General features: G+C 33.1%; 8 protein-coding genes. 6 read left to right on the top strand and 2 right to left on the bottom strand.

The features are described from left to right. Positions 1-240: 240 nt before the first annotated feature. Both Q0K80_RS07915 and Q0K80_RS07910 read right to left on the bottom strand, forming a co-directional pair. Entirely contained in the window at positions 241-3,270 is a 3,030-nt protein-coding gene (locus Q0K80_RS07915) for a glycoside hydrolase family 2 TIM barrel-domain containing protein (RefSeq protein WP_294605176.1), read from the bottom strand. 75 nt (positions 3,271-3,345) lie between these two features. Next, on the bottom strand, positions 3,346-4,896 hold the full coding sequence (locus Q0K80_RS07910; RefSeq protein WP_103752526.1) for an MFS transporter: 1,551 nt from the start codon (positions 4,894-4,896) through the stop codon (positions 3,346-3,348). A 194-nt stretch (positions 4,897-5,090) separates the two neighbouring features. On the opposite strand from Q0K80_RS07910, the gene Q0K80_RS07905 reads away from it, so the two are divergent. The 6 genes from Q0K80_RS07905 (at position 5,091) to Q0K80_RS07880 (ending at position 14,416) form a co-directional block, all read left to right on the top strand. Continuing rightward, complete coding sequence (locus Q0K80_RS07905; RefSeq protein WP_294605173.1) at positions 5,091-7,574, top strand: hypothetical protein; 2,484 nt, start codon at positions 5,091-5,093, stop codon at positions 7,572-7,574. 27 nt (positions 7,575-7,601) lie between these two features. Beyond that, positions 7,602-8,519 carry an ROK family protein gene (locus tag Q0K80_RS07900; RefSeq protein WP_103752528.1) on the top strand — a complete coding sequence of 306 codons (918 nt, stop codon included), beginning with the start codon at positions 7,602-7,604 and terminating at the stop codon, positions 8,517-8,519. A 122-nt stretch (positions 8,520-8,641) separates the two neighbouring features. After that, positions 8,642-10,330, top strand: a complete 1,689-nt coding sequence (locus Q0K80_RS07895; RefSeq protein ID WP_103752529.1) for a polysaccharide lyase family protein — start codon at positions 8,642-8,644, stop codon at positions 10,328-10,330. Between the two features lie 26 nt (positions 10,331-10,356). Further along, a complete protein-coding gene (locus tag Q0K80_RS07890; RefSeq protein WP_103752530.1) occupies positions 10,357-11,913 on the top strand; it encodes an MFS transporter in 1,557 nt (518 codons plus the stop codon). 1 nt (position 11,914) lies between these two features. After that, positions 11,915-13,438 (top strand): hypothetical protein, encoded by a 1,524-nt coding sequence (locus Q0K80_RS07885; RefSeq protein WP_103752531.1) that lies wholly within the window; start codon positions 11,915-11,917, stop codon positions 13,436-13,438. 27 nt (positions 13,439-13,465) lie between these two features. Next, positions 13,466-14,416, top strand: coding sequence for a phosphatase PAP2 family protein (locus Q0K80_RS07880; protein WP_103752532.1), 951 nt, complete (start codon positions 13,466-13,468; stop codon positions 14,414-14,416). Positions 14,417-14,683: the final 267 nt, after the last annotated feature.

Below are 14,683 nucleotides of genomic sequence, written 5' to 3'. Positions count from 1 at the left end.
AGCTCACCTTCTTTTTTAGTTATATTTTACCGCAATTAAAAATCTTGGACGTAAGCTAAAAGAGTTAATAAAATTTGCTTTCTGATTTAATAAAGAAGAAGTCTACACATTGAAAAATTATTTTATCTTCTTTTTAATTGTTGATATTAGTTTAATTTGACAATATGTTTTTTGTTTTTATTTAAAGAGCTATCAAATACAGTTATCTAATTACTAGTTTCTTATCAAAAGCCTAAATGTTTAATGGCTTTCATTAAAACCTTGGAACTTAAATAATAGTTTAATTGGTTTATTTGCATTAATTTGGTATTGTGAATGAACTGGTGCACCCCAAGAATCATCTCCGCCAACACCCATTTGTTTGGCCAAAATTCGTACTCTGGTGCAGTAAGGACTGGGTAATTCATAATAATGATGAGCGTTTTGAATTTCATATTCACTATAAGGAAGAACACTTTGCTCAAACGACTTATTGAGTGCAGTAAATTTTAACCCTTGTCCATTGTTGTCAGTTACTGTGAGCCAACGTGTTTCACCATGATTTCCTGCCTCTTGTGGTACTAAATATGGAGTGAAATTGTCTTGAGCACTACCTTTAAAAATTCCGAGTTTAACACCGTTATTACGATCACTATAATTCTCGTCTAGTCCTAAACCGTAAAACTCATAGTTGTTAAATTGTAATGGCAACTTAAAATCCATCCCGATAGCAGGAATATTAGGTAAATGTTTATGTCCTGGATAAGAAAGAGTAATTGTTACAGCTCCATCTTGAGTTATCGTGTAGGTGATAATGTTATACACTTTTTCGGGCAGAGCTAATTGATACTTAAAACTCATCGTAACTGTTGTCTCAGTTTGAGAAATATTACTATCAATTAATTTTTGATATTTACCAGCAATTAACCACATACCAAGCTTAAAGCCGCCATTGTAACCATCGTCATTATTGGTTAATGCACGCCAATAGCTAGACTTAGGAATTTCGGAAATATATTCTTGTCCGTCGTATTTATATGAACTTAAGCCGCCTTTGGCCTTTGATAGTTCTAAGCTAAAGTGTTCCCCACTGACACCAATGTTGGTACTGCCAATAACAACGTTAATTTTATCTTTTTGAACTATTGATTTGTCAATGTGCTTGATTAGCTTTTGGGCAAAGCAGATTTCATAATTTTTCTGAGCCCATAGAGTATTATTTTTAAGTTTAGCCGAAACTTCTGCAACATACTCCCCTGACTTTGTATCGGTTGACCAATCCAAAGATTGATGAAAGCTTTTACCAGGTTTAACAACTAGGTTAAAGTCTTGGTGCTTCAAAAGCTTGCCATCTTTTAACATTTTAGCAGTAAAAACTAAATTAGAAGTGTTAACAAACAAATTTTTATTTTCAATGGCAAAACCTTCCTGATCAATTTTTATTTTAATATTAGAATAGTCTTGCTTAACTTCAACTGCTTTAGGAGAAGGGGTACGATCAGATAACAGAATACCGTCACCACAAAATTCATAGTCACTTGGTCGATCTGTCCAATCACCGCCATACGAAATACATTTATGTCCGCGTGGGTCATTTGCTAAAAGGCCTTGGTCAATAAAGTCCCAAATAAATGCCCCTTGATAGTTAGGATACATGTCCTCAAGGTCAGTGTCTAATTTCATGCCACCAGTTGAATTACCCATTGAATGCATATATTCGCATTGAATAAAAGGCCTGTCGGTGTGTTTTTCCAATTGATTAATAATATCTTGAGGTTTCCAGTACATATGTGTATCCATGTCAGAATATTCCTGATTTGCACCACCCCTAAAGAATCCTTCATAATGAACTAATCTTGATTGGTCATGTTGATGAAACCAATTGGCACTTGCGACTAAATCTTCGCCGGTATATGATTCATTTCCTAAAGACCAAATTAAGATTGCTGGATGATTTTTGTCTCTTTGAAAAATAGAATTGTCACGGTCAATAATAGCGGGGAGCCATTCAGGATGATCACCAGGAATATTCCAAGATTTTCCTAAAGAATCAATTTGTAACCAGCATCCATGAGTTTCTAAGTTAACTTCATCAATCATATAGATACCATATTGATCACAAAGCTTATACCACAAAGGATGATTGGGATAGTGAGATGTTCTTACGGCATTAATGTTATACCGTTTCATAAATTTTATGTCGAATATCATATCTTCTTTAGTGACACTGTGTCCAAAACGATAATCAAACTCGTGACGGTCAATGCCCTTAAAGACAATTCTTTTTCCGTTTAGCAACATAATGCCGTTCTTTTTTTCGAATTTTCTAAAGCCAATTTGAGTAGACGTGATTTCAATAAGATTTTTTTGATTAATAATACTAAGAACAGCTTTGTATAAATTAGGTTCTTCTGCACTCCACAACTTAGGTTGAGTTATCTTAAATACTGCCTGGGATAATTCTTTATAAGGTAAAGTTCGCTCTAACACTTTGTTATTGCATGGATCGAATAATTCAAAGCAAAACTTGGTTTGATCATTCTTATTTTCCACTTCAGCAGTAATGCTAACTTTTCCTTCTGAAAAGTCGGTGTTAAGAACAGGCTGATAATGCAGGTCTTTGACATAAATAGAGGGTACAGCATAAAGATAGACATCACGGAATATCCCAGACAATCTAATCATATCTTGATCTTCCAGCCAACTGGCACTGGAGTATTTGAATACTTCCACTGCCAAACGATTGATACCAGGTAGTAAATAATCACTGATATCAAATTCACTAGGAGTAAATGAATCTTCACTATATCCTATAAAACAACCATTTAACCAAACATAAAAAGCCGTTTGTACGCCTTGAAAAGAAAGAAAAACTTTTTTGTTTTTAAAATTATCATTAACTTTAAACCTCTTAACATAACTTGCTACTGGATTAAATTTTTGCGGAATAGCGGGAGGCATCAACTGTTCATGTCCATCCCACGGATATTGCGTATTAACATATTTAGGGCAATTAAATCCTTGTAATTCTAATTGGCCGGGGACTTTAACGTATGAAAAACTATTATCATTAAAATCATTTTTGTAAAAATTTAATGGTGCAGTAGACAGATTTTGAGCAACATGCACTTTCCACATACCGTTTAAACTTTGCTTTAAACTGGTTTTTTTATTCTTAAATTCTACTTGATTTTGATAAAAATCAAAATCCGCATGTGCCGGTATACGATTAACTTGAAAAACTTCCGGATCACTTAACCAATTTAGTACAGGATTCTTAATTTTTACCATTACTTTATAACACTTTCTTTATTCTATAAAAAATAAGAGACGGAAATATTTTTCCGATCTCTTAAGCAATTAAATCTAGTTATTTGAGTTTTTAGCTTCTGGCCATACATTATCGTAATCAACGCCGATAATTTCTTTTGTGGTACGTCTTACTTCATCAGTAGCATCAGCTTTAGAGCCGCCGGCACGAAGTCTGGCAATTTCATTAATTATTATTGTATGATTCTTCTTGTTTAATTTATAACCTAATGAAATGAGTAGTGCTAAGAAAATCAATATACCCGAGCCAAATAAAATAACATTTAAAATTGCATTTTGGGTTGCAATTGGTTGAGTCGGTGCATTTTTTACAAAGCCATTGTTATCAAGATACATACCAACGAAAATGCCAGATAGTCCAGAAGTTAAACCACGGACAAAACTGACAACTGCTTGGAAAGTACCAGCTTTATTTTCGCCAGTGAGAAGTTCGCCCAAGTCTGGCATAAATGGGTACATGTTCCATGGCAGGAACCAGTCAATAGCCCTCGAAATTATAAAGAGCATCATGATAATAAATAATAATACAAATGTGTTCTTGGGTTGCAATTTGCCTAGAGCATAAAGAATAATAAATGTAGCCAAATCAATTGTTAAAGTTACACCATAAATTTTTCTAGGTCCAAATTTAACAACTGCCCAGCCGCCAATTAAAGTACCAATAAAGCCGAAACCAGCGAATGACATGATATACCCAGCAGTAGAAGCAGTGCCATGTAGACAAAAAATAACATAATATGTCCATACCATACTCATAACATCAAAGCCGGTAAATGACAGTAGATAAATTAAAATTTGTTGTGTATATGATTTTACCCGGAATACGCGAAGATAATCCAATAACTGTCTTCCCAATATTTTCCAGAAAGAACCGTGAACTTTTTGGTTCTTTTTTTGGTTATTTTCTTTCGCTTCTTTGTCAGCAACATTTTCAACTTGGTCAACAGGCATTTCCCAAGTATTAAAGGCTGTCAGCCAAAGACCAAGCAAATATACTATACCAAAGAACACGGCATTAAGCGTTAGCGCCATAGCACTGTGTTGTCCGAACACCTTAAAAAGTTGTGCTGGAATAAAATTGGCAAAAAAGTTAGAAAACGCAGCAAAAACTAACCTAGTAGTGGAAAGTAGCGTACGTTCATTAAAATCAGTAGTCATTTCGTTAGGTAATGTTGAATACGGCACCGTAATCATCTGCTGAATTAGCAAAAATGCTAAATAAACAAAGAAGTAGTACCAGTAGTTTAAACCACCAAACCACAGACAAATGTAGGAAAGAATTAATGGGGAACCAAAAATTAAAAAGAAATGACGCCTACCAAATATTTTTCCTAGTTTAGTATGGTAAAAGTTGTCGGTAATACCACCAGCAACCAAACCAAAAACTGCAGTTACCCAACTGCCGATAGCAATAATTGAAGTACCTTGTGTAGCCGACAAATTACAAAATGATGTAAAGAAGTAGAGCATCCACGCTGATTGCACAGCTTGCGCCCCACCACTACTGAAATCAGTTAAACCATAACATATAGCAGTCCAGAGAGTGACTTTTCGCTTAGTATAAATCCTTTTTGAAAGTTTATTCATTTTAAATTATTACCCCCCTAAGTATAAATTAAATCTAATCCTTTTATCCTCTAGAAAGCGGTTCCAATGAAAATTGTATACATATTTCATCAAAAAAACCAGTTTTTTTTAAAAGTTGTTTTAGTTAAATTACTATGCTAAATTAAAAACATGGAAGCGGTCACAAAAAATAAAAAGTTAGGAGAAATATTTAAATGGATTCTAAGAAATTTACTGCTTCACAAAATGAATCTTTAACTAATTTTTTGCTTTCACCAATTACCTACGAACGACAGACTACAGTTCCACCACGAAAATTTCGTAGTGGACTTCGTCCTAGTCCATATGAGTATGAGATGAACGGCATTGATAATGAGTATCCGGGAAGAGCTTATTTTTTAACTCATAAAGTAATTGATCATCAAGATTTAGATAAGAATATTAAATATACCAAAGTGTATTCTGGATTTGAAGATGATTTTATTACTTTATCTACTGAGGTTCCGGTGCCTACAATCTTAAGATGTTGGGCTAAAACTTATATTGATTTGGATGAAGATGCTAAAATTCCATTCCAAATTTCAACACCTGGTGGCATGAAGATATGGGTTAATGATGAGTTGGAAGTAACTTATAAAAATTATACGCGGAATACAACTAAGGCTAAAAATTGCGAATTGTTTTTAGCAAAAGGTACTAATGAAATAGTTGTTTATTTTGATGACTTAGCAGAAAGAGACGCCGATTTTATCTTTTCTATGGTCAATTTAAGCACTAAAAAGCTCTATGGCCACATTCCAGTTAAAGATGCTTCTGCTCTTGACAATGCGCAACATTTATTGGCTTCCATTCATTTCCTGAAAGATTATTATGCTCAAGGTGACATAAAGTTTTTTGCAGATTCAACAATAGATACTGTTTTAAGAATTAGATTTAATCCACCTACCGATGATCCATATAGTGATATGCAGAACGGAAATATTACCGAATTTAAACAGGATGAGCGCAAAATAACAATTAACACAGGTGCTCATGAATATGTAATGGGCAATACATATGATTTCCAATTTGCTTCTTTAACCAATGTTGAATTTGGGGTAAAATTGCCAGACGATTCATGGGTTACAAGAATTATTACGCTAACAATTTATAATACTAAAAATTATGAAAATGTAATTACTGGTAAAACCTTGGCAGAGCGCAAAAAACAGGCTTTAGAATATTATGCTCAGCAAAATCTTGATGATATTAATGTTGCTATGGCAAAGATGTATCTGAATAAGCCTCTTACTTATAAAAAAGGACACAAGCTGCCTTTTGAATTAGAAAGTGCTCTTAATTTAGTTAATAACCATGGGGATTGTTCAGACTTTATTTTGGCACCTTTGTTAAGCTTTATGATTAAATATCCGGACAAGATGCCCCTAGAAATCAAGCAGACGCTTAAAGAAACTTCACTAAAATTTAGATATTGGATAGATGAGCCGGGTAATGATGTTATGTGGTATTTCAGTGAAAATCACGCATTTTTATTTCATATTGCACGTTATTTTGCTGGTCATCTTTATCCTAATGAACTATTTGCTGTAAGTGGTCATAAAGGCAGAGAACAATATGAACTGGGTAAAAAGCAAATTGAAGACTGGTTTGATGAGTTTTTTAAGTATGGTCTAGCTGAATGGAATTCATTAACTTACATGCCAATTGATTTAATTGGTCTATTTAGTTTATACAATGCAGCACCAGATGAAAGTATTAGGAATCTAGCGAAAAAAGGACTAGATTTTTGTTTCCAAATTATTGCTATTAATTCATTTGGTAAAAATTATGCTTCAACTTATGGGCGCGTTTATGAACATAATTTGAAAAATATCTCTTTAAGTGAAATTGCAAGTTTATCTAAAGTGGCGTTTAATATTGGCTGTTTTAATGATGCCTTAAGGGATGTTGCCATATTTTCACTCTCTGATTATGTACCGCAAAGTAAGCTCAAAAAATACTTTATACCGACTGAACCATATAAATTTGAATATCTTCAAGGGATTAATCAGGCTCATTCATATATCTATAAAGCCCCTAAATACGCAATGGCCAGTGTAATTAACTACCAAGTTGGTCAGCATGGAGTCCAGCAACATAATATGAATATTACTTTGAAAGATATGATTACTAATGTATGGATTACTAATCCAGGTGAGCGTAAGTATAGCGGTGATCATAAGCCGAGTTACTGGGCAGGTAATAATAGAGAACCTCAAATTAATCAGTATAAAAATTATATGTTTATGACATATAATTTAACTAAAGATGACTTACCCTTTATTCATATGTATTATCCATTCTGGGAGTTTGATGAAGAATTAAGTGGTAAAAATTGGTTAGCCTTTCGTAAAGGTAATGCTGCTTGCTTTATTCATTTTTCAAATTCAATTGTAAAAACTAAGTTTGGTCCCGAAACGAACCGTGAATTTATCAGTAACGGTACTAATCACTTTATTTTTATTACCTGTTTTACAGTAAATGGTAAGTTACCCTCTCGTACTAATTTACTCCAACGCTTTAAAATAGATGATGTAAAAAGAGAAGTAGTAGCTGACGGACGAAACTTCAAAGTAAGACCTGAAAAATTAACTATTAATAATAAAGAAGTATCGGCTAATACTGCCAACTATTTAAAAATTGATGATTTAACAAATTAAAATTTTAGTAAATAACGGGCGATAAATATGGAAAATGTTGTAATTGGTATTGATTTTGGAGGAACAACAATTAAATTTGGCTTGGTTACTGAAACTGGATACATAAAAAGGCAATGGTCTCTTGCCACTCCCACAAAAACTGCACCAGAAACCGTTATGGCAGAAATTATTCGGGAAATAAAACGGCAAGTAAGTAATACAGAGCTGCTTTTAGGAGTTGGTCTAGGTATGCCGGGATCAGTAAGACCCGAGACTTTGGCTGTTTATGACTGTAATAATTTATGTTGGAATAATGATACAGATATCATAGCGCTGCTTAAAAAAAGCTTGGATATTCCAATTGTGATAGAAAATGATGCAAATGCTGCTACTATCGGTGAGAAATGGCAAGATAGTAGCAGTAAAGACAATTTAATGTACGTTACGTTAGGAACTGGTGTAGGAGCCGGAATTGTATTAAATAGTGAGTTGGTTCACGGTTTTGCTGGTGCTGCCGGTGAACTAGGACATGTTATTGTTGACCCAAAGGGATTCAAATGTACATGTGGCAATCGCGGTTGTCTTGAAACGGTATCATCAGCCACTGGAATAGTACATCTTTATCAAAAAGAGAGTGGACAAGATGAAGTCTCAATCACAGCAAAAGAAATTTTTGATAAGGCAAAGCAAAATTCTCCATTAGCTTTGTGCGTTGTGGATCAAGCTTGTGATTATTTAGGATTGGCTTTAGCAAATGTCTCTAATGTTCTTAATCTAGAAGAAATTATTATCGGTGGCGGTGTAGCAAATGCTGGCGAATTTTTAAGAGCAAAAGTTGAACGTGCTATGAATAAATATCTTTATTTTAGCGATCAGAACCAAATTAATATTAAATTAGCAAGTTTAGGCAATAATGCCGGAATTTTAGGCATGGCAAAATTGGTTTTGCAAAAAGTAAATAAATAGTGTGCACATTTGGGGTATAGCAACTACACTTGTAGTAGATAATGCGATATGCTGATCATTTGATTTAAAGACGAGGTAGAGCTTGTGCTTTGTCTGGTCTTTTTTAAAAAGGTAAATTAAAAATGAAATCAAGTCTATGGTTTAAAATTAATGGCAAAAATTCACGCGCAGTTTTAATTGATAATGGTAAATTGCAAGTATATTTTGATGAGCAAGGCAAAGTAAGGCATTTACGCTATCAGGGCTTGGAATTACTTACCAACCTTGCTGGCGAACCGAATGATCCCGATAAAAGTCATAGTTTTTATTGTGACTATCATATGGCTGGAAAAACTGTTAACTTACAGCCTTCTTCCCTAAAAATTATTGAAAAATCTGCATTAAGACTACATATTGCATATATTGATGATACAAAAGAATTAGGTATTGAATATCATATTATTGTAAATAATAACGATCCCGCAATTTATTCTTATGTTAAAGCTTGGAATAACGTGCACCACAGCTTTAAAATTAATGAATTACGCACGGTTTACCGATTAAATCGCTCTTTATTTCCTATTAGCTATAATGGCGAGCGCACTGGATTACAACCTTCTTCCGCGCACATGATGCAAGGGAAAAAATTACAAGATGAAACCTACCTCATGCCGGATGGTTCACTTTATGACAGTAGTATGATTTATTCAAAATATGATTATGCTGGCTATTTGGGAAAGACAGATTTGTGGGGACAATTTAGTGCTAAATTAGGATTTTGGCTAATTTTACCAGATAAAAGTGCGTATGGTTGTGGTCCTCTTAATCAGGATCTAATGGTGCACTATGATGCGATTATCCTAAATTACATGGTTAGTGAGCACTTCGGCAAAGGCCTGTTTGAAGTTAAGCCTAATTTTAATAAAATTTTTGGTCCATGGTGCATTTATTTAAATAATGGTGATTTAGCCGATGCCAAAAAAAAAGCGGATCATGAAAAAGCTTCTTGGCCTTATAAATGGGTTAAAGACCCTGATTATGTCCAAACTCTTTTTCAAGTAAAAGGTAAAATTTATTCAGAATATCATAATAAAAACTGTACAGTCATTCTAACTGATACTGATGCTGATCAAGTTCCGCTTAACCAGCAAAAAGCTGGTTTTATGTACTATACGGATACGAATACTGAAGGCGAATTTAACATCAATAACATCAGACCAGACAAATATTTTTTATATGTTTATGAAAATTATGCGGATGATTTGACAACGCATTTTTTAAAACATGTAACAGTTACCAATCACAATTTAAATCTTGGTTTACTAAAAATTAAACGGTCAACAAGAACTATTTGGCAAATTGGACTGTGTACCCATACTACAGCTGGAATGAAATTAAACGATCAACTAAGAAATTATAGTTGGATTAATTTGGTTCCTACAAACTTGGATTACTACATTGGTAAAGATACAGAATGGTATTATTTGCAAAATGATTGTGGACAGTGGTCAATCCACTTTAGTAAAAAATCATTACAATTCGATGGCCAAGACTATGTGCTGCAACTATCCTTTGCCGGCACATCTCAAAAAAATATGACAAATGATAATGGCTGCACGATAAAAATCATTTTAAATGGTAATACATTAGCGACTAAAACTTTCCCAAATGATCGTGCCGCTTACCGCTCAGCCATGAAAAGTGGTGGCTATCACCTATGGCAGATAAAATTACCTGCCGCAAAAATTTTAAGCAATAATATTATTAGTATTTCAACTGATGGGTACTTAATGTACGATACTATAAGTTTAGTTAAATCAATAATTGATTAGTGCTTTTCTGTATGAGGAGGCCAATTATGAGCAAAGAAAAGAAAAACACCCAGTATCTTTCTACAGGTGGAGAAGGAGTTAAAATTCCTTTATGGCGAAAAATTGGCTTTTCGGCTTTTCAATTGTCCAATGTAATGATCACACTGGTAACTACATGGTTGATGTATTATTACACAACTTTTCTCAAAATTCCGATTGTGGTCGTTACTTTAATGTTCACATCTGCTAAGATTATTGGTGCTGTTTTAACCCCAATTTATGGCTACATCTCAGACCGGTTGTATCAAACAAAATTTGGTCGCAAACATGGGCGTAGAAAATCAATGTTTCTAATAGGAATTCCGCTAAAATCCCTGACCTATATTTTTATGTGGATTCCAGGAATGCCACAACCATCATATTTTATTTTCTTTTTGCTATATTTTCTTATTACGCCGATGCTATCAACTTCTCAGTTAACTTTGACATCAGAAATGTCAGAAGATTCTGATCAAAGGGCACAATTAGTAGGTTTCAATCAGGCTGGAGCAGCTACTTCCGGAATATTTGCTTCTTTATTTATTGCTTGGATATTCAAACTTTGTGGTCAAAATAATGTTAATAGTTTTGTAATCGCCGCCATAGTCTATGATATTATGGGTACGTTGATGTTGATTCTTTTTTATAATTCGGTTTATGAAAGACCTGTTGATGAGTCGACAGTTCTTGAGCAAAATAAAATTAGTTTGTGGAAACGTTTAGTTAATATTTTTTGGAATTTTATTAGTGCTATCAGAATAAAATCTTATTGGACATATTTATTAATGTGGCAGTGTGAAGAATTGTTTCGTACTATTCGGGGAGATATTAATACGTACTTCATTATCTTTGTCTTACTATTAAGTCCCACAGAAGTTGCTGTTTCTACGAGTGTAGGCTACTTTTTTGGTATTATCTTTTTAGTGTTCTTCATGTGGTTACAGACTAAAACAAATGGTATGTTTTCATACCGTGTGGGTGCTTGGGGAGCGATCGTCGTCTTTATTGGCATTTTCATACTAGCCGTTTTAAAACCAGATCATTTAAATATTTGGTGGATTATTGCAATGGTAGCGCTAAATTTTGGTATTACTGGAGTCGTTAATTCTTCACAATATATATTTACTTTTTTACCAGATGTCGATGAAATTGTCACTACCAAAAGGCGAGAAGGAGAATATGCTGGTGTAAACACTACCATTGATACTATTCTTGATTCGCTTTTTACCCTAATCATCGGTATTATTTTACAAACGACCGGATTTAAGGCTGGTACAAAAGTACAATCTCCAACCACGATCAATGCTCTATTAATTTTATATTGTATAGTACCGATCGTTCTATTGCTTTTAGGTATAGCCTTTTCTTACATTTGTAAATTGAATGTAGAAAATCATAAGATTATTCTGCGGGAAATAAAGCGGCTTAGAAATGGTGGTTCAAAAAAGGACGTCACTCCTACTACTAAGGCGGTTGTCGAAAATTTAACTGGACTACCGTATGAAAGAGTTTGGGGAAATAACAAAGTTATGGATATTACGCGAAGTATAAAAAGTAGTGTATAAAATGAAAGACATTGTACTTGATTTTCAAAAGAATAATTTTACCAATACTCCCAAATATTATTTTTGTGAGTACCCTAAATCTGCTGTAGGATGGCAAGAAAAGGTTTATTATCCAAGATCTGCCCAAATTACTAGTAATTACTCTGTAAAGACTGATTTAGACGGCTTAAAAATGATCAATAAATCATGGGATGAAACTGGCGTAGCAATAAATGATGATACTAAAACTTGTCCACATTATACCTACGCTGAAACATTACATTTAGTACTTGAAGTTGCTAATGCCAACTATCAACTTTCCTTAACAGTTGCTAATCCTGAAAAAGTTGATCAAAAAGTTGATATTATTATTAATAGAATTAACGAAAAAACAATATTAATTCCAGCTACAGGGCAGTTAAAACTAAAATTGGAAATTGCCTTATCGCAGACATCATTTGATTTATCTTTAATTACTCATAATCGACCTGATAATGCTAAAACAGCACGTGTTGCAGCAATTTATTTGAAATATTTGAAGCTAGAACGGCAGGCGTTAAAGCCACCTAGCACAAAAATAGGCATCTATATTGCCTCTGATTCTACAGCACAAACGTATTCTTTAACAGAATATCCGCAATCAGGTTGGGGAGAAGAATTATATCATCAATTAAAAGGAAAAACGGTAAAAATAAGGCGATCATCTTTTTATCCGCAAGCAACAATCTATGAATGGGAGAATATATTTATTGATAATCGCTCAATAGGAGCAAGATCATCTAAGTCTTTTATCTTAGAAGCAAGACTTGAAGCAATTTTAAAAGATATTTCTCCGGGAAATTATTTACTCATCCAATTCGGTGATAATGATGCAACAATGTATCGTCCTAATCGTTATGTTGAACCCAAAAAATTCACAAAATATTTAGAACAATTTATAGATAGCGCATTGGTAAGAAAAGCTATTCCGATTTTAGTTTCTCCGCCAGCACAGTTTAAATATAATAGCAGAATAAAACGGTTTAGTGTATGTTTTAATGATTACCGCAAAGTTATGCTGCAGCTTAGTCACCAAAAAAATATCCTGTTAATTGATTTAGGCAAAGAATCAACGGAGTTACTAAATACTTTAGGTTGGGATGCAGCACACATGCTTTATTTACAAACGAGTAAAGCAGATTATCCTAATCTTAGTGAAAACAAGCATGATATAACCCATTTTTGCTCGTTCGGTGCTTTTACTTTAGCTAAAATTATTGCACAACATTTAAGCAATGTTATTGGTGAAAAATATATTGAGTTAAAAAACTTTAATCAAGATTTTAGACCAGTTATTGATCAGCGAATTGGTATGATTCATTTAACTTGGCCAAAAATTAAAGGCGCAGAATTTTATGTAATAAAAGAATATGGCCAAGTAAAGCATTATCTTGCTGTTACTTATAAAACAAATATTTATGTTAAATATAACAAACAAAAGCAATTGATAATAACTCCATATTGTAGCAATAAACCAATGGCAAAAGAGTTAATAATTGAAATCTAGAAAGGTTTAAAAAGTTATCGATTAATTATGGATATGAATACTAAGCAAAAATTAGAGTCAAATTACAAAGTTTTTTCCAAGAAAACAATTACCATTACTCTAATTGTAATCCTAATATTATTTGTTATTGGCACTATTTGGGATCAACCACTTTCTAAATTAGTAGGAAATCAAAATGTATGGTGGGCAGCTATAATGCAAGATATAGGCGCATTTCCAAATGTAATTCTATGTTTTTTAGGAGCAGAAGTCATTTTTCAAAAAGGGACTAGACTGCAAAATCGTTTATTTAAATATATAACAATGATTTTTAGTTTTTTATTTGGTTTAACTAAGACTTGGGACTTTTTTATTGAAGCTAGAAGCCAAATGGGACAAGCTTTTGCAAATATTAATAAAAATCTACCTGTTGGTGCTGTTAGCAACTACACATTCATAATTACAAACAAAGATCTAAATATTATTTTAATATATATAATTTCTTTTTATATAATTCACGAAATTATACAATTAAGTTGGTTACAAAAAGTTAGTGACCGTGATCTTGCAAGATTGGTAATCGTCGGTTTAGCTGGAATTGTAATTGACACGGCAACTGGAGAAATTCTTAATCAAATTAAAAATATTGTTAGCAGACCACGTCCTTTTATGAATTTAACTAAAAAAAAGTTATTTAAATCATGGTATATAATCAATGGTATGTTAGGTTCTGATAATTTTGCATCATTTCCATCAGGTCACACAAGATGTTTTAGTATGGCACTTTTTTTTCCTATGTTTGTTAATAACAATAATGAAAAACTGAAAAAATTTTTGAAATATATTGGTTTTATCTATTTAATCATTGGTGGTTTTTCAAGAATGATTATGGAAAAACATTATCTTTCTGATGTAGCTATGGCTGCTTTTATTGGTTTTTTGGGAATCATTGCTTTAGTAAAACTACTTCATCTAGAAGAAGACAAGTTTGATTTTTAAACTAATGCAAGAAAAGTAAGCTATAACTTAGTTCAATGATTAATAATAATTGGTCATAAGCTAAGTTATACCTAAAAATTAGTACCTTGATTCCCTTTTGTTGCTTATTTTAATTGAGCTGAGTAAGCTGTAAAAATACTACAATCAGGAAACTTTAGTTTGAAGTCATTGGTTGCGGCTTTATAATCGCTAATTTAATAAATTGCAAAATACTTTTTTGGTTTAGTCTGAAAAATCGCTTTTTCCTCAAATCGAAATTCATGCATA

Source organism: uncultured Lactobacillus sp. (assembly GCF_945290125.1).
Taxonomy (GTDB): Bacteria; Bacillota; Bacilli; order Lactobacillales; family Lactobacillaceae; genus Lactobacillus; species Lactobacillus rizhaonensis.
Note: the sequence above shows the minus strand (reverse complement) of the source record. Positions and strands in the feature narration are given on the sequence as shown.